Here is a 19,619-nt window from a genome sequence, read left to right as displayed (position 1 = left end):
GGCCCGGTCCGCCTGCCGGGTCCTCCCGCGGACGACGCGGAGGCGGAGCCTCCGGTCGCCCTTTGGGCGTGGCGCGCCGGGCGGCCCAAGGGCCGCGTCGGCGCGGGCAGCGCTTGGGCCTCGACGGTGTCGACGGGGGCGGATGTCGGATGCCTCCGGCGGGGATATTTGAGGCACATGGAAGACGGGGGGCGCTTGAGGCGGATCGGGCGCTGCGGTAGACAGGTTTCAATATTCGGCCGCAAGTTTCAATATTCGGAACCAGCCCATGTCCAACACACGCGCCAATCGCCGCTATCGCAGCCAGGAATGGTTCGATAATCCAAACAATCCCGGCATGACGGCGCTGTATCTGGAGCGGTATCAGAATCAGGCCTTCACGAAGGGCGAGTTGCAGGCGGAGAAGCCGATCATCGGGATCGCGCAGACCGGCAGTGATCTGGTGCCCTGCAACAAGATCCACGTGTTTCTGATGGACCGGATCAAGGCTGGCATCCGCGATGCGGGCGGCATCCCGTTGGAGTTCCCGGTCCATCCGATCCAGGAGACCGGCAAACGTCCCACGGCGGCGCTGGATCGGAACCTGCAATATCTGTCGCTGGTGGAGGTTTTGCACGGCTACCCGATTGACGGGGTCGTGCTGACCACGGGCTGCGACAAGACCACGCCCGCGATGCTGATGGGAGCCGCGACGGTGGACCTGCCCGCGATTGCCTTGAATGGCGGACCGATGCTGGACGGCTGGTTCCGGGGCAAGCGCGCGGGGTCGGGGACGAGCATCTGGGAAGGGCGGCGGCTTTTGGCGAAGGGCGAGATCGACTACGCGGAGTTCATGGAATTGGCCTGCGCCTCCTCGCCGTCGCTTGGCCATTGCAACACGATGGGCACAGCCTCGACCATGAACGCTTTGGCGGAGGCTCTGGGGATGACCCTGCCCGGTGCGGCCGCGATCCCGGCGCCGTTTCGGGAACGGATGGAGATGGCGTATCTGACGGGGCGCCGCGCGGTAGAGATGGTGGAAGAGGACCTCAAGCCGTCCGACATCCTGACGCGGGCGGCGTTTGAGAATGCGATCAAGGTCAATACGGCCATTGGCGGCTCGACGAACGCGCCGCCGCATTTGCAGGCATTGGCGCGCCATGCGGGTGTGGAACTGCACGTCACCGATTGGGAGAAGATCGGGCATGCCCTGCCGCTTCTGGTGAACATGCAGCCGGCGGGCGAGTACCTGGGCGAGAGCTTCTTCCGGGCGGGCGGTGTGCCTGCCGTGATGGGAGAGCTGATGGCGGAGGGGCTGCTGGACGGGTCTGTCTTGACGGCGTCGGGCAAGCCATTGTCCGAGGCGCTTGGCACGACACGGTCGGCCGACCGGGACGTGATCCGGCCGGTGGCCGATCCGATGCGGGAGGAGGCGGGGTTTGCGGTGCTGTCCGGCAACCTATTCGACAGCGCGTTGATGAAAACCTCGGTCATTTCCGAGGATTTCCGCGCGCGGTTCCTGAAGGACAACAGGTTCGAGGGGCGCGCGATCGTGTTCGAGGGGCCGGAGGATTATCACGACAGGGTAAACGATCCGGACCTCGCTGTGGATGAGGAATGCATTCTGTTCATCCGGGGCGTGGGCTGCGTGGGCTATCCCGGCTCGGCGGAGGTGGTGAACATGCAGCCGCCCGATGCGCTGATCCGCGACGGGATCAAGCACCTGCCGACGGTGGGGGACGGACGGCAATCGGGTACGTCGGAAAGCCCGTCGATCCTGAACGCCTCCCCCGAGGCGGTGGTGGGCGGCGGGCTGGCCTATCTGCAAACCGGGGACCGGGTGCGGCTGGACCTGAACGAGGGGACGCTGAACGCCCTGGTCGACGAGGCGGTATGGGAGGCGCGGAAAGCGGCCTGGAGCCCGCCGGAGCTGCATCACCAGACGCCGTGGCAGGAACTTTACCGGCGTCACGTGGGGCAGTTGGCCGATGGCGGCTGCCTGGAACTGGCGACGGCTTATCAGCGGATCGCAAAGGACCTGCCGCGGGACAATCATTGAGGGGTAGCGCGCCTGCTACCGTGGGTTATAGCGCTGTAATCGCTCGACAAAGGCAATTGTTTTGAGGTTTTGTTAACCCGGCGATAGTGGTGCTGCTCCTTCGGCCAGTGGCACGCAAACCGGGGTTTTCGGGCGAAACGGGCAGGCGGTCGGGCGCTCGGCAATGTGTTTCGTGATTTGGCGCGCGTTACGGCCGCGACATCGGGTGAATGCACGGGCTCTACGGAATGCGATACGCGGGGTGCGTAGCTGTCAGGAACCGTCCCCGGATGCAGCGAGTTCGTATGCAGACGACGCATCGTTGAGGTGCGCGACCGCCAATCGTCGTTCTTCAGCCGAATATCCCGCCGCGATCCGCGCAATTTCTTTTGCAACACTCGCGTAGATCGGCCCGAGCGTCTCGAACAGGTAGGGTGTCGGGTGAACGATGATCCCACGTCTGTCATCCGGATCGCGCGCGCGCCGGGCGAGGTTCGCCTTTTCCAGACGGTCCAGCAAGGTCGTGACAGATCCGGTGGTCAAGCCAAGCTCCGCCGCGATCTTGCTTGGTCTGACGGGCGCGTCCGCCAGCATGTTCAGACAGCGCAGATCGTTCCGGCTGACCCCGACAGATGTGGCCGCCTTCGTGTCGAGCCTGTCGATGCTCGCGTACAGCCTGCGGCACGCGAGAACGAGGTCTTGTGGCGTGGTTGGATCGGGAGGTGACATGGTCGTCTTCCATTTAGCTTGACAATCAAGTTACTTGATATAGATCATCGCCCGAGGGAAATTCGAATGCAAGGAAGGTGCAGGTCCAAATGGAAATCGCGTTTTACATCGTGCTGGGGCTGGCCGCCCTGGTGGCCCTTTTGTCTGCGCTTGCGCCGACGCGGGTGGCGTATACCGAGGAGATATCGGTCGATGCACCGGTTGAGGACGTCTATGATGACATTCGCCTGCAAGAGCACCTGATGCGGTGGTCGGCTTGGCCGAAGCAGACGAAATCCAGTTGCTCCGTCGAGGGCCCCGATGGAGAGGTTGGGGCCAAAACACTGTTCTTCACCAAAGGCAAACGGGTGGGGCATCAGGAAGTCGTGCATCTCAAGGAGAATGAGGAAATCGTCCTGACGCTTGTGGGCCCCGGTCCCCCGCATAGGCCGAAACTGACATTTGAACTTTGCCCGGAAGGCGACGCGCGCACCCGGGTGATGGCCCATTTCGTCAATGAGCTGCCACGTCCGTTCAACGCGATCTGGAAGTTCGCGGGCCTCACGAAATGGACGCGAGAGATGCACCGAAAGGATCTAGCGGGCCTCAAAGCCTTTTCCGAACCGCCGCACCGCGACATAGACGGGACCATTGTTGGCCGACCACCGACGGGCGCGAATCCGTATGAACACGGTCAGCAAGCCGCTTGAGGGCAAGAATTTCGAGGATTGAGGCAATGAACGGTATCTGGCGCGTTTGGATGATTTTGTGGTGCATCTCGGTCGGTGGGTTCGGCTTGATCATCACGCTTGGGGCAATCGAAGCAACTAGCGCGCCGACTATTCTCCTTCTCGAGATGCTCAGCGGTGGCATCATGGTTGAGATGACACCGCATCTGAGATTTGCCCTGGCTGTTATGGGTCCGGTGACGATGGGGTGGGCGCTGACACTGATCGGAGCAACCGAAGCGACGCGGCACCTCCCCAAACCGATAGCGGCGAAAACGTGGCTATGGATCACGGCGGGTGTGCTGGCGTGGATGGTAATCGACAGCATTCTTTCAGTGGTTACCGGATTTGCGCTGAACCTCATCCCGAACACGCTCTATCTTGTTGCGTTTCTTGTTCCCGTCATTCGCTCCGGTGTTCTCAAGGAGCAATGACCCGCCTTACTGCCGCAGTTCCGGATGGCAGCTTCGTTCCGCCAGGCCGCCATCCGCTGTGCAATTCGGCCCGGCCCCTCACAGGGTCCTGAGCGCCACCTCCAGATCGCCGTAGCCCGTGAATCGCCGCTCGAAGGCCAGCCCCAGCGCCTCGGCATGAGCGCGGGCTTTTTCGGTCAGGGCGGGGTCGTCGACCTGGGCCTGGTAGACGAGCTTTTCGTAATTGCCGAAATAAATGTCGCGCAATTCCGGAAAGCGGTCGAGGCCGAGGGGTTTGGTCACGAAGGCGTCGAATTGCTTCACCAGAAAGTCGGTGAGGTAGAAGGCCGTCATCTCTTCGTGTGCCGCGAACGCCTGATTCCCCTCGAAAAAACTGTAACAATGGGGGCCTTCGAGCATCTCCACCCCAAGCTCCGCGCAGCGGGCCTGTAACAAACCGCCGGTGCCGCAATCGGCGTAAAGGACGTAGACCTGCGCATATGCACCACGACGTGCGCGAATGGCGGCCTCAACCGCGTCGGGGATCGCGTCGGGCGTGTTGTGGAGTTTTGCGGGCAGGCAGTGCAGATCAAGGTGATCCCAGCCATTAATCCGTTTTAAAGCAAGGACTTCATGGGCCAGTGCCCCGCAGGCCAGCAGCAGGATATCGCCGGATTTTCGTGCATCCATGCCGCGTTCGACTAGGTTTTCATCGTCAACGTGCATTGAAACACCTTTTCACGGGGCCGTGCGCTCACGGGGCCGTCACTTGAGCGGAGCGGTGCCACCGCCGAGTGTCGGGCCATCAAGGACGAACGGCACCTCCGCCGCCGACATCATAGACAAGGGACCCGACACAATGGCAATCGCATCCACCAATTCCACCTCCACCGCAGCCCTTCCGGGCCTGTCCGTCAACACCGTTCTCATGGTTCTGATCGCCGGGGCGGCCGGGACGCTGGCCTTCGATCTCTGGGGCAAGGCCATCGCGCCGCTTCTGGGCCTAGGCGGGCTGGCGCCGGTCGGACTTGCCCGCGGCTTTCTCGGCGCGCTCGGCCTGCCGAATTCGGGCGCATGGGGCAATGTCATGCACCTGTTCCTCGTGGGCGCCATCGCCTACCCGGTAGGCTGGTTGTTCATCGCGCGGCCGATCCTTGCGAAAGTCATGCCCGGCCTGCACTGGAGTATCGCATCGGCGCTTTACGGCGTGGGCCTGTGGGTCTTCGCCATCGGTTTCATCGCTTGGGTGGCGGGCAACCCGGCCTTCCTGGGTTTCACACGGATTACCTGGGTCGCACTGGCCGGCCACGTGATCTACGGCGTCGTGGCCGCCGCGACGATCGTTCACCTGGAACGCCGGGCGGCCTGATCCGGCGCGCGAAAGACGAAGGGCCGTCCGATCCCGGGCGGCCCGTTTGCTATCTGCGCGTCATCCGGCGCGTGACGAGCAGCAGAAGCGCCGCCAGCACCAGCGGCACGAGGACCGGGATCGTCCCGCCGCCAAGCGCGAGAACCACCCAGATCGTAAGCGCGGAGGCCACGATGACGAAGGCGAAGATGCCCAACAGGATTTTTGCACGGAGGTCGATCATGTCCGCTCCGGTTCTCTGTCACTGACACAGGTGGTGCGGAATGCGCCCGTGCCAAGCGCGGCGGATCAACGCGGACGCAGCAGACGCGGGCCGAGGACGGCGAGCGCGATGCCCGCCAAGATGATCCCGCCCGAAAGGGCTTCTGCGGTGCTGACCTCTTCACCCAGGACAAGGCCCGCCGTGGCGATGCCCACCACTGGGATGAGGAGCGCGAAGGGCGTGACCAGCGCCGCCGGGTGTCGGGACAAGAGCGCGCCCCAGATCGAGTAGCCGATGATTGTGGAGATCACGGCAACGTAGATGACTCCGATCCAACCCGTGACGCTGAGATCCGCAATGGTTGCCCACGGCGCGGCCCCCTCGAACCTCAGCGACAGGCCAAGCATCGGCAAGGGCGGCACGAGGCTGGCCCAGATGAAGAGCGCGGGCATGTTCACGCCGGGCAGGCGTCGGAAGACGAGGTTGCCAAGCGCCCAGGACAGCGCCCCGCACAGGACCAGCGCCAGCCCGACCAGCGTGACATTGCCGCCGCCCGCCACGCCGAACCCCGCCAGCCCGAGGCAGGCCAGAGCGACCCCTGCGATTTGGATTGCAGAGACCCGCTCGCCAAAGAAAATCGCCGCCAGCACGATCGTCAGCGGCGCCTGGCTCTGCAAGATGAGGGAGGCCAGCCCCGCCGTGACATCCGCGCGCATGGCCGAGAACAGGAAGGCGAATTGCCCCATATTGACCAGCACACCGATGGCAAGGATCGCGCGCCAGGAGGCGGGCCGGGGGAAGACCGCGATCAGAGGGATCAGGATCGCGAAGCGCAGGCCCACGAACAGGAGCGGCGGAAGCTCCTCCAGCACTAGCTTCATGGCGGTGAAGTTGGACCCCCAGGCCAGGACCACCAGAAAGACCAGCAGCAGATCGCGGTTCGGCATCATGGGGCAGGGCAGATCGGTCGGTCCATGGGGCGCAGCATGGGCCGCATATCCGCAGATGCGCAATGGGGTGAGCGGTGGATCACAGGGCGTGCGTGAACATGGCCAGCCGCTGATCGGTCCGCGCCCACCCAAGACTCGTGTAGAACGCCTCTGCCATGTCGGTGGGATCGGCGATGACCCAGATCTCCGTACAGGCCAGATCGCGGGCGTGCTCGGACGGGGCGTCGACAAGCGCAGTTGCGATGCCCTGGCGTCCGAACGGCCCGGCCATTCCAAGCTCGTTGATCCACATTTGCGGCGGCTTGTCGGGGTGGTGAAAATGAACGCCCGTGACCATGCCGATCACCTGTCCCTCGACGGTGGCCACAACCATGTGAAGGCGCGGGTCGGACAGGAAGCTGGTCAGCAGACCGGCATTTGTGATGCGTCACACACATCGTTATGGACGCGGTCGAAGAGGCCCGCGTCTCGCGCCGTGGTAAGGATGATCTGCATGGAATTGCCCGGGAAAAAGCCCGCGCCCCGACGGTGCGGGGGCGGGCGAAATCCGAGCGGCGCGGGGGTTCAGGCGCCAGCGGCCATCTGGTTGTGCTTGCGCGCGACCCATTCCTTGGCGGTTTCCACCGCCACGGCGGCGTCCCGGCAATAGGCGTCAGCGCCGATGGCCTTGCCGAATTCCTCGTTCAGCGGCGCGCCACCCACCAGCACGATGTAATCGTCGCGGATGCCCTTCTCATTCATCGTGTCGATGACGACCTTCATGTAAGGCATGGTCGTGGTCAGAAGGGCGGACATGCCAAGGATGTCGGGTTTTTCCGATTCCAGCGCCTCCAGATAGCTTTCCACGGCGTTGTTGATGCCGAGGTCCACAACCTCGAAGCCCGCGCCTTCCATCATCATCGACACGAGGTTCTTGCCGATGTCGTGAATGTCGCCCTTCACGGTGCCGATCACCATCTTGCCCACGCGCGGCGCGCCTGTTTCGATCAGGAGCGGCTTTAGGATCGCCATGCCGCCCTTCATTGCGTTGGCGGCCATCAGGACCTCGGGCACAAAGAGGATTCCGTCGCGGAAATCGTGGCCCACGATGGTCATGCCGCCCACCAGCGCTTCGGTCAGGATGCGGTAGGGCTCCCACCCGCGTTCGAGCAAGATGTTCACGCCTTCCTCGATTTCCTCCTTGAGGCCATCGTAGAGGTCGTCGAACATCTGCGCGACAAGGTCCTCGTCGCTCAGCTCGGACAGGATGATGTCGTCTTCTTGGTCGGACATGGATGGATGCTCCTGCTAACCGGCGGGGACGCCGGGCTTTTTCAGACTATCTAGGCAATTGCCCGCGGGCGGATTGGCGATTTGCGACATGGGGCGGCGGGCGCGCGACTTCGGTTGCGGATGTTCCGTTTTTGTTCCATTCTGGTGCAATGGATAACAGGCATCATAAAGCGAAAGGACGCGCGGCTTTGTCCAATGCGACGGGCCGGTTCGAGGCCGTGGCGCGGGAAGCGGTGGATGACGGCTGGGATCTTGCAGAAGAATTGCCGCCCTTGCGCACCGAAGTGACGGAGGAGGTGCCGCGCAGCATCATCACGCGCAACACGTCCCCCGATGTGCCCTTCGACCGTTCGATCAACCCCTATCGCGGGTGTGAGCATGGCTGCATCTACTGCTTTGCGCGGCCGACCCATGCCTATCTGGGCCTGTCGCCGGGCCTGGATTTCGAGACCCGGCTGATTGCGCGCCCCGATGCGGCGACGGTGTTGGAGCGTGAATTGCGCCGCCCGTCCTACCGATGTGCGACCATCGCCATCGGCACCAACACGGACGCCTATCAGCCGATCGAGGCCGAGCGTCGCATCATGCGCGGTATCCTCGAGGTTTTGCAGGCGTTCCGCCACCCGGTGGGCATCGCCACCAAGGGTGTGCTGGTGGGGCGGGACATCGACATTCTGGGGGATATGGCCGGGGATGGGCTTGCGGCGGTGGGGATCTCCGTCACGACGCTTGACGCGGATCTGTCGCGCAAGATGGAGCCGAGGGTGCCCACCCCGCTCCGCCGGTTGCGGGCGGTGGAGCGGCTTGCGGCGGCGGGTGTGCCGGTGCGGGTGATGATCTCGCCCATCGTGCCAGGGCTGAGCGATCACGAGATCGAGGCCATCGTCGCGGCGGCGCGCGATGCCGGGGCCGCGGCCGCCACCATGATCCCCCTGCGCCTGCCGCTGGAAGTGTCGGAGCTGTGGCAAAGCTGGTTGGCGGAGCATTATCCCGACCGGGTGGAGCGGGTGATGTCGAAGCTGCGCGACATGCACGGCGGCAAGCCCTACGACGCGGCCTGGGGCAAACGCATGACGGGGGAGGGAATTTGGGCGAACCTTTTGCAGCAGCGCTTCAAGCGCGCCGCCCGAGCAGCGGGGCTGGACCAAAAACTGCCGCCGCTCCGCACGGATCTGTTCGAAGTGCCGTTGGCAAAGGGGGACCAGATGGCGCTGTTCTGAGAACGGATGGCGATGCCGGAGGACGGGATCGAGCGCCAGTCGTGAGCGCCCGTACTGGAATGTCACCACTTCGCCGGTCTGGCAGGTGGCGTGGCCCGCGTCAGGCCCGCGCACGCCTGCGCCCGCGCCGCGCGCGGACCGGTCCGCCACCGCCATCGGCCTCTGTCCCGTCCACCTCGGATGAGAACCCGCCCAGGGCCTCCGCGATCTGCTCAAGGCTCGGCGTTGCACCGCGCGGCGTGCCTTCCAGCGCGCGGCGCATCTGTGCCAGGTGCTCCGGCGTGGTCCCGCAGCAGCCACCGATGATCGTTGCCCCCGCATCGCGCGCCAGCACCGCGTAGCGCACCATCAACTCGGGCGTACCGTCATAGTGGATATGGCCGTCCACGTATTTCGGGATGCCCGCATTGCCCTTGGCGATCAGCGGCCGTTCGGTGCCCGAGGCCCGGAACCCGAGGATCGTGCGCAACAGATCCGACGCCCCGACACCGCAATTGGCCCCGAACGCCATCGGCTTGTGGTCCAGCTTTTCCACCATTGTTGACATCGCGGCGGAGGTGACACCCATCATCGTGCGCCCGGCGGTGTCGAAGCTCATCGTGCCGCACCAGGGCATGTCGGCCAGCTTCGCGGCCTCGGCGGCGGCCCTGTATTCCTCGGGCGCGGAGATGGTCTCGACCCAGAGCACATCCGCGCCGCCCGCTTTCAGACCCTCGGCCTGTTCGTGGAACATCTCGACCGCGATGTCGTGGGTGAGCGCGCCCATCGGCGCCATGATCTCCCCCGTGGGGCCGACGGAGCCTGCGACGATCACAGGGCGGCCCGCCGCATCTGCGACCTCGCGCCCGATCTCGGCGGCGGCGCGGTTCAGCTCGAACACGCGCGACTGGGCATCGTGGAGTTTGAGACGCGCGGCGGTGCCGCCGAAGGAATTGGTCAAGAACAGGTCCGAACCCGCATCGACCGGCCCCTGGTAAAGCGCGCGAACGCGGTCGGGGTGATCGACATTCCACAATTCGGGCGCATCGCCCGATTGAAGCCCCATGTTGAACAGCGTCGTGCCCGTCGCGCCGTCGGCCAGAAGCCAGTCGCGGGTGCTCAGAAGATCACGGAGGGCGTCAGGCATCTTGGGGCGTCCTTTCGGGGGCGTCGCGCATGGGCGAGGCTTAGAAAGGCGTGGCATTATGAGCAAGCCGCAAAACTTGCATCATTTACATGAGGTGGCCTCATGTTGGCGGCTCATCCCCTGCAACGGATGCGGGCGCGCCGGTTCGGCACACCCCCCGGGCGCGCGTCACACCTCGTCGATCAACTGCGCCTTCGCCACGGTCAGAAGCTCCGCGTATTTCGCGCGGACCTCGGCTTCGGGGATCTTGCCGTCCAGGTCGCCCATCACCTTGCGCATGACATCCTCGTGGCCCGCTTCCTCGAAATCGGCCTTCACGACCTCCGCGGCATAGGCGTTGGCGTCATCCCCGGATTTTCCCAGCGCTTCGGCCACCCAAAGCCCCATGAGCTTGTTGCGGCGGGCTTCGGCCCGGAACTGCATCTCTGCGTCGTGGGCGAACTTGTTTTCAAACGCGTTTTCGCGGTCGTCGAAACTGGACATGGGAGCGGCTCCGTGGATGGTCGTGACGTGTTCTGCGCAACCATAGACCCCTGCGCGAAGGGGCCGCAAGCGGACACATCCGCCCTACGCTTGCGACAGGACGCCCTATGGCCTATTGGCAAGGCGAAACGACCGGCGGCCGCTGCCGTGGCCGCCCATTTAATTTCGGGGACATCACATATGGCACGCCGCAAGCTGGTTTATGAAGGCAAGGCCAAGATCCTGTATGAAGGCCCCGAACCGGGCACGCTCGTTCAATATTTCAAGGACGACGCGACCGCGTTCAACGCCGAGAAGCGCGATGTGATCGACGGCAAGGGCGTGTTGAACAACCGCCTGAGCGAGTTCTTCATGCAAGGGTTGAGCGCCATCGGCGTGCCGAACCATTTCATCAAGCGGCTCAACATGCGCGAGCAACTGATCCGCGCGGTGGAGATCATTCCGCTGGAAGTGGTCGTGCGCAACGTCGCCGCAGGTTCCATCTGCGAGCGGCTGGGGATCGAGGAGGGCACACCAATGCCGCGCCCGATCGTGGAATTCTACCTCAAGAACGACGAATTGGGAGATCCCATCGTCAGCGAGGAACACATCATCGCCTTCGGGTGGGCTGCGCAGCAGGATCTGGACGATATGGTGAGCCTCGCGCTGCGCGTGAACGATTTCCTCAGCGGTCTGATGCTGGGGGTCGGCATCAAGCTGGTGGATTTCAAGATCGAGATCGGGCGCATCTGGGACGGCGATTTCATGCGCCTGATCGTGGCCGACGAGATCAGCCCCGATAGCTGCCGCCTGTGGGACATGGAGACAAACCGCAAGCTCGACAAGGACGTCTTCCGCCGCGACCTCGGCGATCTGGCCGATGCCTATACGGAAGTTGCCCGCCGCCTCGGCGTGATGCCGCAGGGTCCGTCGGGCGTATCGAAACCGACATTGATCAACTGAAGCCGCACCGCCCCGTCGGGCGATCGGACTTTAGGTGTATTGAAACAGGAAAGAGGGGGCCGCGTGCCATGAAAGCGACCGTCACCGTGATGCTCAAACAAGGTGTGCTTGACCCGCAGGGGGAGGCGGTGAAATCGGCACTGGGCGCTTTGGGCTTCGACGGCGTGGACGGCGTGCGGCAGGGCAAGGTGATCGAGCTGGACCTGGCCGATGGCACATCGGAGGCCGACGTGACCGAGATGTGCGAAAAGCTGCTCGCCAACACGGTGATCGAGAGCTATCGGGTGGAGATGGCGGGGTGAAAGCCGCCCGCCTGACCAACTGGCGCGCGCCGTTGGACGTGACGGAGGTGCCCGATCCGGTTTGCCCGTCCGATGGGGTGGTGCTGGAGGTGCTGGCCTGCGGGATTTGCCGGTCGGATTGGCATGCCTGGACCGGCGCGGATCCCGATGTGAGCCTGCCCCATATACCGGGACACGAATTCTGCGGCATTGTGCGCCAGGTGGGCGCGGACGTGCGCACGTGGCGCAAGGGCGACCGTGTCATCGCGCCGTTCATCCTGTCATGCGGGCGCTGTGCCGATTGCCGCGCGGGCCATGCCACGATCTGTGCCACGCAAGCCGTGCCCGGCTTCACCTATGACGGTGCCTATGCGGAGGCCGTGGCGGTGCCCCATGCCGATGCCAACCTGACGGCCCTGCCCGAGGGGATGGACCCCGCGCTGGCTGCCGCTCTGGGCTGTCGCGTGACGACCGCGTGGCATGGGCTGACGGGGCGCGCGGACCTGGCGCCCGGCGAATGGCTCGGCATCTGGGGCGGCGGTGGTGTGGGCCTTGCGGCGCTGATGCTCGGCCGCGCGATGGGCGCGCGGGTTGCACTGGCTGATGTGGTGCCGGAGAAGCTGGAGTTGGCGCGCGCGTTGGGCGCGGAAGTCGTGGTCGACGCAAGCACGGACGATCCGGCAGGCGCGATGCGGGCGGCCACGGGCGGCGGCGTCGATCTCGCGGTGGAGGCGCTGGGGATTGCACCCACGGTCGTCAACGCCCTGAAATCTCTTCGGAAAATGGGCCGGATGGTGCAGATCGGTATGCCGGCGGGCGCGCATTCCAACATGCAATTGCCGTGGGATGCCGTCTATTCCGGGCAGGTCGCGATCTATGGGACACGCGGGATGCCCGCCCATCGCTACCCTTCGCTTCTGTCATTCCTGGAGGCGACGGAACTGGACCTGTCGCCGCTGATCGCACGGCGTGTCGCCCTTGGCGATGCCAGTGCGGAGCTTGCGCTTTTCGATCGTGCGGCCCCACCCGGCGTGGCCGTCATCACCGATTTTACCCGATAGAGGATCCTTGCCATGAAAGCCGCCGTTCTTGTCTTTCCCGGATCAAACTGCGACCGCGACCTGGCCGTGGGTTTCCGCGCGGCGGGGTTCGAGGTGTCGATGGTCTGGCACAAGGACACGGGCCTGCCGGACGGGATCGACGTGGTCGGCATTCCCGGCGGCTTTTCCTACGGCGATTACCTGCGTTGCGGGGCCATCGCGGCGAAATCGCCGATCATGCGCGCGGTGGCGGAGTTTGCGGGGCGGGGCGGCCATGTCCTGGGCATCTGCAACGGCTTCCAAGTCCTGTGCGAAACGCAGCTTCTGCCCGGTGTCCTGATGCGCAATGCGGGGCTGAAATTCGTTTGCCGGACGGAGGTGCTGGAGGTCGCGACAACCGACAGCCCGTTCACGTCAGGGTATATCAATGGTAGATCAATCGCGATCCCGATCGCCCATCACGACGGCAATTACCAGATCGACGAGGACGGTCTTGCGACCCTGCGGGGGGAGGACCGGATCGCGTTCACCTATGGCGACAATCCCAACGGGTCGCGGGCGGATATCGCGGGCGTGCTGAGCGCCAATCGCCGCATCCTCGGCCTGATGCCCCATCCCGAGCGTGCGGTTGACCCGAGCCACGCCACGCAGGACGGCAGCGCGCTTTTCGCGGGCCTTGCGGAGGCGCTGGTAACCGCCTGAGCGTGGCTTACCGGATGCAATCGGCTTGAGCGGAAGGCGGGTGCGCCCTAGGCTTCACCCCATGAGTTTGGCAGATCGCCCCATTCCCCCCCGGCGCAGCCCGTTCCGGCGCCCCTGGCTGCTGCGCGCGCTGATGGTCGTGTTCCTGGGCGGCGCTGTGGCGGTGATCTGGATTTCCAACATCTGGCTGACCGAGCGGTTCACGGAAACGACGCGCAACCGGGCGGAATTGCGGCTGGCGATCTATTCCGGCTCCGTCATCTCGGAAATCCAGCGCCACCAGGTCGTGCCGCTGTTGCTGAGCCGTGACCCGTCGTTGATCCGGTCGCTGGAGGCCAACGATTACGGCACGACGTCGCAATACCTGATTTCCTACGTGGAGGATATCGGCGCGGCCTCCATCCTGCTTTTGGACCGCGAGGGGCGGGTTGTGGCGGCCACGGACCGCGCGCGCATTTCCGAACGCCGCAACACGGAGCCTTTCTTTGTTGAGGCCACGCGGTCCCCCGACACGGTCTTCACCTCCAACGAGCCGGAGACGGGGCGCTTCGATTTCACCTTCTCGCGCCGGATCGAGAATGGCGATGGCCTGCTTGGCGTGATCCTGGTGGAGATCGACCTTGCGCGCCTGGTGGACCGGTGGCGTGGCACGTCGGAGGCGGTGTTCCTGGCCAATTCCCAGGGCGAGATCATCCTGTCCACGGAACCGCGCTGGCGCGGCAGGACGGAGGCGGAGGCCATGGCGCTGCGCGCGCCGCCCTCCGCGATCCAGCGGGCGCTCGAAGGGGCGGGGGACTGGGCCTTTGGCGATCCGGGTCCGAACTTCTTCGGCAATGCCACGATCCGGCTGGAGACGCGCATCCCGTTCCGGGGATGGCGGATCGTCAGCTACACCGCCTATGCCTCGGTCAGGGAGCGGGTGAATTCCGTCCTGGCGCTTCAGATCATGGGATTCGCGCTGCTTCTGGCGGGCGGTTTTTACGTATTGAGCCGACGCGCGCGGATGCAAAGCGCTGTTTTGGCACGGGAATCGGCGGAACTGCGCCGCCTGAACTCCAGGCTACAGCGGGAAATTGCCGAACGTCAGAAGGTCGAACGGACCCTTGAGGAGGCTGAACAGAGCCTTCAGCAAAGCCAGAAACTGGCCGCCCTTGGCGAGATGTCGGCGGCGGTCAGTCACGAACTCAACCAGCCGCTGGCCGCGATGAAAACCTACCTCGCCGGGGCGCGGCTGTTGTTGCAGCGCAAACGGACGGAAGAAGCGGCGTCGAGTTTCCAGCGGATCGACGACCTGATCGAGCGGATGGGCGCGATCACGCGACAGCTGAAATCCTATGCCCGCAAGGGCGGAGACGCGCTTGAACCGGTGGATATGCGCGAGGCGCTGAAGGGCGCTCTCACCATGATGGAGCCACAGCTGAGGACCGACACGGTGGAGATCACGCAATCGCTACCGCGCAAGCCCGCGATGGTCATGGCGGACCGGTTGAGATTGGAGCAGGTGATCATCAACTTGTTGCGCAACGCGCTGGACGCGATGAAGGGGGCGGAGCGACGGGAACTGGACCTGATGATCGTGCAAGGGGACGAGGTTGTCCTGACTGTGCGTGACACCGGTTCGGGGATTGACGATCTGGAGGCTTTGTTCGAGCCATTCTACACCACCAAGCGGCCCGGAGAAGGGGTTGGCTTGGGCCTTGCGATCTCCTCCGGGATCGTGGGCGACCTTGGCGGACGGTTGACGGCACGCAATTCGGCGGCCTTCGGCGCGGTGTTCGAAATACGGCTTCCGGCGCTTGGCGAACAGGCCGATGTGACGGCAGCCGCGGAATGAGACGGTAAAAGGATCTGCGACATGAAGATCGCGATTGTGGATGATGAGCAGGATATGCGGCAGTCGATCAGCCAATGGCTGGCCCTGTCGGGGTTTGACACCGAAACCTATGCCAGCGCGGAGGATGCGCTGAAGGCCATCGGCTCGGACTTTCCGGGCGTGGTGGTGACGGATGTGAAGATGCCGGGGATGGACGGGATGGCGTTCCTCAAGCGGCTGATGGGCGTCGATAGCGGCATTCCGGTGATCCTGATTACCGGGCATGGCGACGTGCCCATGGCGGTGGAGGCGATGCGGATCGGGGCCTACGATTTCCTTGAAAAGCCGTTCAACCCCGACCGGATGACGGATCTGGCCAAGCGGGCGGGGCAGCAGCGCCGCCTGACCTTGGACAACCGGGCGCTTCGCAAGGAATTGAGCGACGGCACGGTGCTGATGCGCAAGCTGATCGGGTCGAGCCCGGTGATGGACCGGTTGCGCGAGGACATCCTCGACCTCGGCCAGGCCGACGGCCACGTGCTGATCACCGGGGAGACGGGGACGGGCAAGACGCTGGTGGCGCATGCGCTACACGCGGTGGGGCCACGGGCGGGCAAGCATTTCGTGGTGCTGAGCTGTGCGGCCCACGAGGAGGAGGATCTGTCGGCCAAGCTGTTCGGGCCGGTGGGCGAGGATCAGGACAAGCCGCTGGTGGAACAGGCCCGCGGCGGTACATTGGTGCTGGAGGATGTGGAGGCATTGAGCCAGGCGTTGCAGGCGCGGCTTCTGACCTTCATCAACGATCAGGGGACGCCGGCGGAGACGCGGATCGTGGCCATCTGCAACGCGCCCGAGCCCGAGAATTGCGAGGCGGCGCTGCGCCCCGATTTGTTCTACCGCCTGGCCGCGATGCGCATCGACCTGCCGCCGCTCAGGGCGCGGGGCGAGGATATCCTGACGCTCTTCACCCGGTTCGGGGAGCAGTTTTCGGAGGAATACGGCACCGACGCGCCGCAGGTCACGGCCCAGGAGGCCGCGCAATTGCTGCAAGCGCCGTGGCCGGGCAACGTGCGCCAGCTTATCAACATCGCGGAACGCGCGATCTTGCAGCAACGCCGGGGCTCCGGCTCCATCGCGTCGCTGCTGATGTCCGACAACACCCAGATCGCGCCCCAGGCCATCGGGGAGGGCAAGCCCCTGAAGGAATATGTCGAGGCATTCGAGCGGATGTTGATCGACAACACGATGCGGCGGCATCGCGGCTCCATCGCCAGCGTGATGGATGAGCTTTGCCTGCCGCGCCGGACGCTTAACGAGAAGATGGCGAAATACGGGTTGAGCCGGTCGGATTACCTTTGAACGCGAGGGTGCCGGAATGTCACCTCTGAAGCAGGCCGCAATCTTCGCGGCAATCGCCGTGGTGCTGTTCGTTTTCGTCAACCTCGCCGCAGTGTTGTTCTGGGTGGCTCTGGGGCTGGTCTATGTGTTGTGGCGGTGGCGCGCGTGGGCGGGGGCCTTGGCCCTTGTGCTCGTGCTGGCGGCGGTCAGCGTGCCGCCGATGTTCGATCAGCGCATCCTGGATCGGCAATTGACGGCGGCGCGCAACATGAATGTCGACGCCGCGCCGATCGACCTGACGGGGCGGACGGTTCTGGTGATGGGGTCGGGGCCCTATGCGCCCGTCGATTGTTCGGTCCTGTGCTACGCGCTGTTCAACCACAGCGGGGCGGAGGCGGTCTATTTCGGCTATGATCGCAGTCTTGCCTTCATCCCCGGCGACGCCACGCGGGTCGACTTCACGCAGCGGCGCATCTTCACCTTCCCAGATGGAGTGCCGTCGTCCTTCCCCACCCAGGCCACGCCCGTCGAGGTCACACCGGAGCGCATAGATTACGTGGTGCTGGACGGCCTGACCGATTGGGACGGCGACGCGCTGATCGAGGAGATCGGGACCTACGGATTCTACGCTTTGTCCCACGCGCGGCGCAGCGTCCGCGTATACGAGACGTCCGAGCCGCTGGCGCTGAACCTCGAGACCGACGAATTGGTCTTTTCGCGCCTCATGATCGCCCGCAATCGCCTGGGGTTTCCCTATATTCCCGGTGTTCCGGCGGGGCGCTATGCCTCCTTCGAAACGGGGAGTGCCCATGGCGCCTACTACGACGACAACCTGATCGACGCGGCGCTGTTCCTGTGCGGCCCGCGCGCCGAGGCGTGTCGCGCCGCGATGCAATGACGCGCGCAGGCGCCGTCGTGGGTTGACGCCGATCAGGGCAGTGGCCACCGTCCGCCGGACCGATACGGAGACGACCATGCCCAAACCCGCCGGCCCTTCACGCGCGCCCCTGTTCTGGATCATCGCGCTGGGCGGACTTGTGGCCGTGGTGCTGGTTCTGGGGCTTGGATGGGGCCTGGTCTGGTTGCTGGGTCTGTGCGCCTATGGTTTGTCGCGCATCAGCATGGCGCTTGGCGTGGCCTTCGGGATCGCCGCCGCCGCGCTGGTTGCGGCGCCGCCGATCCTAGACCAGCGGGTGCTGGATGCGCAGATCGCGGCGATCGAGGCCCATGAAGTGTCCATGCCGCCGATTGATTTGACCGGGGCGCATGTGCTTTTCGTCGGCGGATCGCGCTATACGCCCCACGATTGTTCCGATCTGTGCCGGGCCGTGGCGGAGTTCAGCCCGGCGGATGCCGTCTATTTCGGCCACGGGCGCAGCCTTGATCTGCGCTTCGGCGATGGGCCCGTCGACCTGTTGGACCGGGTGATCCACACCTTCGCGGAGCCGTTAATCCCGGGCCTGCCTGCCGATACACCGAGCGTGCCCGCGATACCGGAGCGGATTGATTACGTAGTCATGGACCATGCGTCGCTCGCGCCCCGCGCGGAGGCCGAGATCCTGCCCGACGTCCCAACCTACGGCGTGTTTCCGACCAACACCTTGTGGATGGAATACATAGTGTTCGAGGCGGGCGATTTGACCGCCTTCGATCCGGTGGCGCTGACCCCGCTGGTGACGCGGTTCGAGTATTCCCGCCACAGCCATGTCTTCGGCGGCCTGCCGTTCACGCCCTTGGGCGACATCGACTTTTCCCACGCCCATGATCCGGGCCTGAGCTGGCGCGTGTCGGCCAACACGCGGGAGGTCGGCGCAATCCTGTGCGGGCCGGAGGGGCGTCCGGATTACCGGGACTGCGCCGTGGTGGTGGAGTAGGGGCATGGTTCTGACCGACGAGGGGGCGCTGATTATCCTCGCCATCCTGGCGGGTATTGCGCTTGCGCTGGCCGCCATCGTGGCGCTTGGTGTCTTCCTGGCGCGGCGCGGCTACCGCGTGGTGGGGATTGTCATGGTCGGGGCGGTTGCCGCGGTTTTCGTCGTGCCGGTCGTCCTGAACCAGCTGCGGCTGGCGCAGGTGCGCAGTGCCATTGCCGGTGCCACGATCGCGCCCGAGACGCTGTCCCTGACAGGCCGCCGGGTCCTGTTCATCGGCAATGCGGGCACCTTGTGTGACGAGATTTGCGGTATGGCCGTGGCATTGGGCATCGAGATGGAGGCCGATTGGCTGCCCATCGGCGGCTACGCGGAGGTGGGGCCGGAAGAGCATCCGCTCCTGGGCCTCGTGGAGCGGCCGGGGGATGTGCGCGGGATCACGCTTGGTCCGCCGTCGGGCAGCGACAACCGCAGATATCCGCGCCAGCGCGATGCCCCCTATGGGCCGCCCTACGACATCGTCATCCTGTCTGACAGATCGGGCCTTCTGACGTATTTCGCGCCGGATTACCTGGGCGTGACGCTGCCCGGTGCGGCGAATGCGCAGATCGCCACGATGATGTTCGAGGATTGGCCCGACCCCTTGGCCGCCCCGCCGCCCGGCGACGCGCCGATGCCCGTCTATCGCACGATTGCCGCCTGGGTGACCCTGATCCGCCCCTGGGCCCCGTTCGGCGCGAACACGCCGTTCGTGCCGGGGGTCTTGGCGACGGAACAGCCGTGGATCGACGCGCTTTGCGCCGAGGCGGGGGCGGAGGAGGCGCGCGATGCCTTCACCTTCCGGCTCCGATGCACCGATGCGTGGTAGGCTCGCGCGGTGACGGGGGCGGCCATCGCGGCGAAACTGCCCCGTGGCGGACGTTTGCCCATTGTCTTTTTACACACCACACCCTTAATGTGACCGGACCGGCATGGTGCCGGTGATCAGTTTCTCTGCCCCCCCAATGTTCGTGCCGCGCGATGACGCCGCACCGCCCGGGGGGCGCAGGTCACTTGGCCCAGGGCGCGCTGAGACGCGGTTGGGGGCCAGCAAGCAACCGCCCCGAGGGGCATGAATGGGTGGCCGGACGCATGACACGCGGCC

At 65.0% G+C, this 19,619-nt stretch carries 22 protein-coding genes; 14 read left to right on the top strand and 8 right to left on the bottom strand.

The window, feature by feature from the left end; all coding sequences use genetic code 11:
* The first annotated feature begins 268 nt into the window (after positions 1-268).
* On the top strand, positions 269-2,038 hold the full coding sequence (locus KUW62_RS09000) for an IlvD/Edd family dehydratase (protein WP_224815149.1): 1,770 nt from the start codon (positions 269-271) through the stop codon (positions 2,036-2,038).
* Between the two features lie 252 nt (positions 2,039-2,290).
* Here the strand turns inward: KUW62_RS09000 and KUW62_RS08995 are convergent, their stop codons facing one another.
* Entirely contained in the window at positions 2,291-2,746 is a 456-nt protein-coding gene (locus KUW62_RS08995; RefSeq protein WP_224815148.1) for a MarR family winged helix-turn-helix transcriptional regulator, read from the bottom strand.
* 89 nt (positions 2,747-2,835) lie between these two features.
* Between KUW62_RS08995 and KUW62_RS08990 the strand changes: the two genes are divergently transcribed.
* Positions 2,836-3,435, top strand: coding sequence for an SRPBCC family protein (locus tag KUW62_RS08990; protein WP_224815147.1), 600 nt, complete (start codon positions 2,836-2,838; stop codon positions 3,433-3,435).
* Positions 3,436-3,461: 26 nt separating this feature from the next.
* A complete protein-coding gene (locus KUW62_RS08985) occupies positions 3,462-3,887 on the top strand; it encodes a hypothetical protein (protein ID WP_224815146.1) in 426 nt (141 codons plus the stop codon).
* A 78-nt stretch (positions 3,888-3,965) separates the two neighbouring features.
* On the opposite strand, the gene KUW62_RS08980 is transcribed toward KUW62_RS08985, so the two are convergent.
* Complete coding sequence (locus KUW62_RS08980; protein ID WP_224815145.1) at positions 3,966-4,592, bottom strand: DUF1638 domain-containing protein; 627 nt, start codon at positions 4,590-4,592, stop codon at positions 3,966-3,968.
* Positions 4,593-4,725: 133 nt separating this feature from the next.
* Between KUW62_RS08980 and KUW62_RS08975 the strand changes: the two genes are divergently transcribed.
* Positions 4,726-5,235, top strand: coding sequence for a hypothetical protein (locus KUW62_RS08975; RefSeq protein ID WP_224815144.1), 510 nt, complete (start codon positions 4,726-4,728; stop codon positions 5,233-5,235).
* 49 nt (positions 5,236-5,284) lie between these two features.
* Here KUW62_RS08975 and KUW62_RS08970 read toward each other — a convergent pair whose 3' ends face one another.
* From KUW62_RS08970 to KUW62_RS08955, 4 genes are all read right to left on the bottom strand, one after another.
* On the bottom strand, positions 5,285-5,458 hold the full coding sequence (locus KUW62_RS08970; protein ID WP_224815143.1) for a hypothetical protein: 174 nt from the start codon (positions 5,456-5,458) through the stop codon (positions 5,285-5,287).
* Positions 5,459-5,523: 65 nt separating this feature from the next.
* Positions 5,524-6,384 (bottom strand): EamA family transporter, encoded by an 861-nt coding sequence (locus tag KUW62_RS08965; RefSeq protein WP_224815142.1) that lies wholly within the window; start codon positions 6,382-6,384, stop codon positions 5,524-5,526.
* Positions 6,385-6,466: 82 nt separating this feature from the next.
* On the bottom strand, positions 6,467-6,781 hold the full coding sequence (locus tag KUW62_RS08960; protein ID WP_224817078.1) for a GNAT family N-acetyltransferase: 315 nt from the start codon (positions 6,779-6,781) through the stop codon (positions 6,467-6,469).
* 170 nt (positions 6,782-6,951) lie between these two features.
* Positions 6,952-7,659 carry a B12-binding domain-containing protein gene (locus tag KUW62_RS08955; RefSeq protein ID WP_224815141.1) on the bottom strand — a complete coding sequence of 236 codons (708 nt, stop codon included), beginning with the start codon at positions 7,657-7,659 and terminating at the stop codon, positions 6,952-6,954.
* A gap of 149 nt (positions 7,660-7,808) precedes the next feature.
* On the opposite strand from KUW62_RS08955, the gene KUW62_RS08950 reads away from it, so the two are divergent.
* The gene (locus KUW62_RS08950; protein ID WP_224815140.1) at positions 7,809-8,879 is read left to right on the top strand and encodes a PA0069 family radical SAM protein; all 1,071 of its coding nucleotides are present in this window, start codon (positions 7,809-7,811) and stop codon (positions 8,877-8,879) included.
* A gap of 100 nt (positions 8,880-8,979) precedes the next feature.
* On the opposite strand, the gene bmt is transcribed toward KUW62_RS08950, so the two are convergent.
* Both bmt and KUW62_RS08940 read right to left on the bottom strand, forming a co-directional pair.
* Positions 8,980-10,005, bottom strand: coding sequence for a betaine--homocysteine S-methyltransferase (gene bmt, locus KUW62_RS08945; RefSeq protein WP_224815139.1), 1,026 nt, complete (start codon positions 10,003-10,005; stop codon positions 8,980-8,982).
* A 168-nt stretch (positions 10,006-10,173) separates the two neighbouring features.
* Entirely contained in the window at positions 10,174-10,488 is a 315-nt protein-coding gene (locus tag KUW62_RS08940) for a DUF1476 domain-containing protein (protein ID WP_224815138.1), read from the bottom strand.
* A 180-nt stretch (positions 10,489-10,668) separates the two neighbouring features.
* On the opposite strand from KUW62_RS08940, the gene purC reads away from it, so the two are divergent.
* The 9 genes from purC to KUW62_RS08895 all read left to right on the top strand — a co-directional run bounded on the left by purC (position 10,669) and on the right by KUW62_RS08895 (position 19,343).
* Complete coding sequence (gene purC, locus KUW62_RS08935) at positions 10,669-11,430, top strand: phosphoribosylaminoimidazolesuccinocarboxamide synthase (protein ID WP_224815137.1); 762 nt, start codon at positions 10,669-10,671, stop codon at positions 11,428-11,430.
* Between the two features lie 68 nt (positions 11,431-11,498).
* Positions 11,499-11,732 carry a phosphoribosylformylglycinamidine synthase subunit PurS gene (gene purS / locus KUW62_RS08930; RefSeq protein WP_224815136.1) on the top strand — a complete coding sequence of 78 codons (234 nt, stop codon included), beginning with the start codon at positions 11,499-11,501 and terminating at the stop codon, positions 11,730-11,732.
* On the top strand, positions 11,729-12,772 hold the full coding sequence (locus KUW62_RS08925; RefSeq protein WP_224815135.1) for an alcohol dehydrogenase catalytic domain-containing protein: 1,044 nt from the start codon (positions 11,729-11,731) through the stop codon (positions 12,770-12,772). The genes purS and KUW62_RS08925 overlap by 4 nt, the downstream gene beginning before the upstream one ends.
* A 12-nt stretch (positions 12,773-12,784) precedes the next feature.
* Positions 12,785-13,453 (top strand): phosphoribosylformylglycinamidine synthase subunit PurQ, encoded by a 669-nt coding sequence (purQ, locus tag KUW62_RS08920; RefSeq protein ID WP_224815134.1) that lies wholly within the window; start codon positions 12,785-12,787, stop codon positions 13,451-13,453.
* 61 nt (positions 13,454-13,514) lie between these two features.
* Positions 13,515-15,287 carry an ATP-binding protein gene (locus KUW62_RS08915; protein ID WP_224815133.1) on the top strand — a complete coding sequence of 591 codons (1,773 nt, stop codon included), beginning with the start codon at positions 13,515-13,517 and terminating at the stop codon, positions 15,285-15,287.
* Positions 15,288-15,308: 21 nt separating this feature from the next.
* Positions 15,309-16,625, top strand: coding sequence for a sigma-54 dependent transcriptional regulator (locus tag KUW62_RS08910; RefSeq protein WP_224815132.1), 1,317 nt, complete (start codon positions 15,309-15,311; stop codon positions 16,623-16,625).
* A 16-nt stretch (positions 16,626-16,641) separates the two neighbouring features.
* A complete protein-coding gene (locus tag KUW62_RS08905; RefSeq protein WP_224815131.1) occupies positions 16,642-17,502 on the top strand; it encodes a hypothetical protein in 861 nt (286 codons plus the stop codon).
* A 76-nt stretch (positions 17,503-17,578) separates the two neighbouring features.
* Positions 17,579-18,478, top strand: a complete 900-nt coding sequence (locus KUW62_RS08900; RefSeq protein ID WP_224815130.1) for a hypothetical protein — start codon at positions 17,579-17,581, stop codon at positions 18,476-18,478.
* A 4-nt stretch (positions 18,479-18,482) separates the two neighbouring features.
* The gene (locus KUW62_RS08895) at positions 18,483-19,343 is read left to right on the top strand and encodes a hypothetical protein (RefSeq protein WP_224815129.1); all 861 of its coding nucleotides are present in this window, start codon (positions 18,483-18,485) and stop codon (positions 19,341-19,343) included.
* The last annotated feature ends 276 nt before the right edge of the window (positions 19,344-19,619 follow it).

Source organism: Hasllibacter sp. MH4015 (genome assembly GCF_020177575.1).
Lineage (GTDB): Bacteria > Pseudomonadota > Alphaproteobacteria > Rhodobacterales > Rhodobacteraceae > Gymnodinialimonas.
This window is presented reverse-complemented; position numbering and strand designations above follow the sequence as displayed.

Excerpts from the sequence above, each read along its gene's own strand:
- KUW62_RS09000 (WP_224815149.1), top strand. The coding sequence starts at position 269 with ATGTCCAACACACGCGCCAATCGCCGCTATCGCAGCCAGGAATGGTTC.
- KUW62_RS08995 (WP_224815148.1), bottom strand. The coding sequence starts at position 2,746 with ATGTCACCTCCCGATCCAACCACGCCACAAGACCTCGTTCTCGCGTGC.
- KUW62_RS08990 (WP_224815147.1), top strand. The coding sequence starts at position 2,836 with ATGGAAATCGCGTTTTACATCGTGCTGGGGCTGGCCGCCCTGGTGGCC.
- KUW62_RS08985 (WP_224815146.1), top strand. The coding sequence starts at position 3,462 with ATGAACGGTATCTGGCGCGTTTGGATGATTTTGTGGTGCATCTCGGTC.
- KUW62_RS08980 (WP_224815145.1), bottom strand. The coding sequence starts at position 4,592 with ATGCACGTTGACGATGAAAACCTAGTCGAACGCGGCATGGATGCACGA.
- KUW62_RS08975 (WP_224815144.1), top strand. The coding sequence starts at position 4,726 with ATGGCAATCGCATCCACCAATTCCACCTCCACCGCAGCCCTTCCGGGC.
- KUW62_RS08970 (WP_224815143.1), bottom strand. The coding sequence starts at position 5,458 with ATGATCGACCTCCGTGCAAAAATCCTGTTGGGCATCTTCGCCTTCGTC.
- KUW62_RS08965 (WP_224815142.1), bottom strand. The coding sequence starts at position 6,384 with ATGCCGAACCGCGATCTGCTGCTGGTCTTTCTGGTGGTCCTGGCCTGG.
- KUW62_RS08955 (WP_224815141.1), bottom strand. The coding sequence starts at position 7,659 with ATGTCCGACCAAGAAGACGACATCATCCTGTCCGAGCTGAGCGACGAG.
- KUW62_RS08950 (WP_224815140.1), top strand. The coding sequence starts at position 7,809 with ATGGATAACAGGCATCATAAAGCGAAAGGACGCGCGGCTTTGTCCAAT.
- bmt (WP_224815139.1), bottom strand. The coding sequence starts at position 10,005 with ATGCCTGACGCCCTCCGTGATCTTCTGAGCACCCGCGACTGGCTTCTG.
- KUW62_RS08940 (WP_224815138.1), bottom strand. The coding sequence starts at position 10,488 with ATGTCCAGTTTCGACGACCGCGAAAACGCGTTTGAAAACAAGTTCGCC.
- purC (WP_224815137.1), top strand. The coding sequence starts at position 10,669 with ATGGCACGCCGCAAGCTGGTTTATGAAGGCAAGGCCAAGATCCTGTAT.
- purS (WP_224815136.1), top strand. The coding sequence starts at position 11,499 with ATGAAAGCGACCGTCACCGTGATGCTCAAACAAGGTGTGCTTGACCCG.
- purQ (WP_224815134.1), top strand. The coding sequence starts at position 12,785 with ATGAAAGCCGCCGTTCTTGTCTTTCCCGGATCAAACTGCGACCGCGAC.
- KUW62_RS08915 (WP_224815133.1), top strand. The coding sequence starts at position 13,515 with ATGAGTTTGGCAGATCGCCCCATTCCCCCCCGGCGCAGCCCGTTCCGG.
- KUW62_RS08910 (WP_224815132.1), top strand. The coding sequence starts at position 15,309 with ATGAAGATCGCGATTGTGGATGATGAGCAGGATATGCGGCAGTCGATC.
- KUW62_RS08905 (WP_224815131.1), top strand. The coding sequence starts at position 16,642 with ATGTCACCTCTGAAGCAGGCCGCAATCTTCGCGGCAATCGCCGTGGTG.
- KUW62_RS08900 (WP_224815130.1), top strand. The coding sequence starts at position 17,579 with ATGCCCAAACCCGCCGGCCCTTCACGCGCGCCCCTGTTCTGGATCATC.
- KUW62_RS08895 (WP_224815129.1), top strand. The coding sequence starts at position 18,483 with ATGGTTCTGACCGACGAGGGGGCGCTGATTATCCTCGCCATCCTGGCG.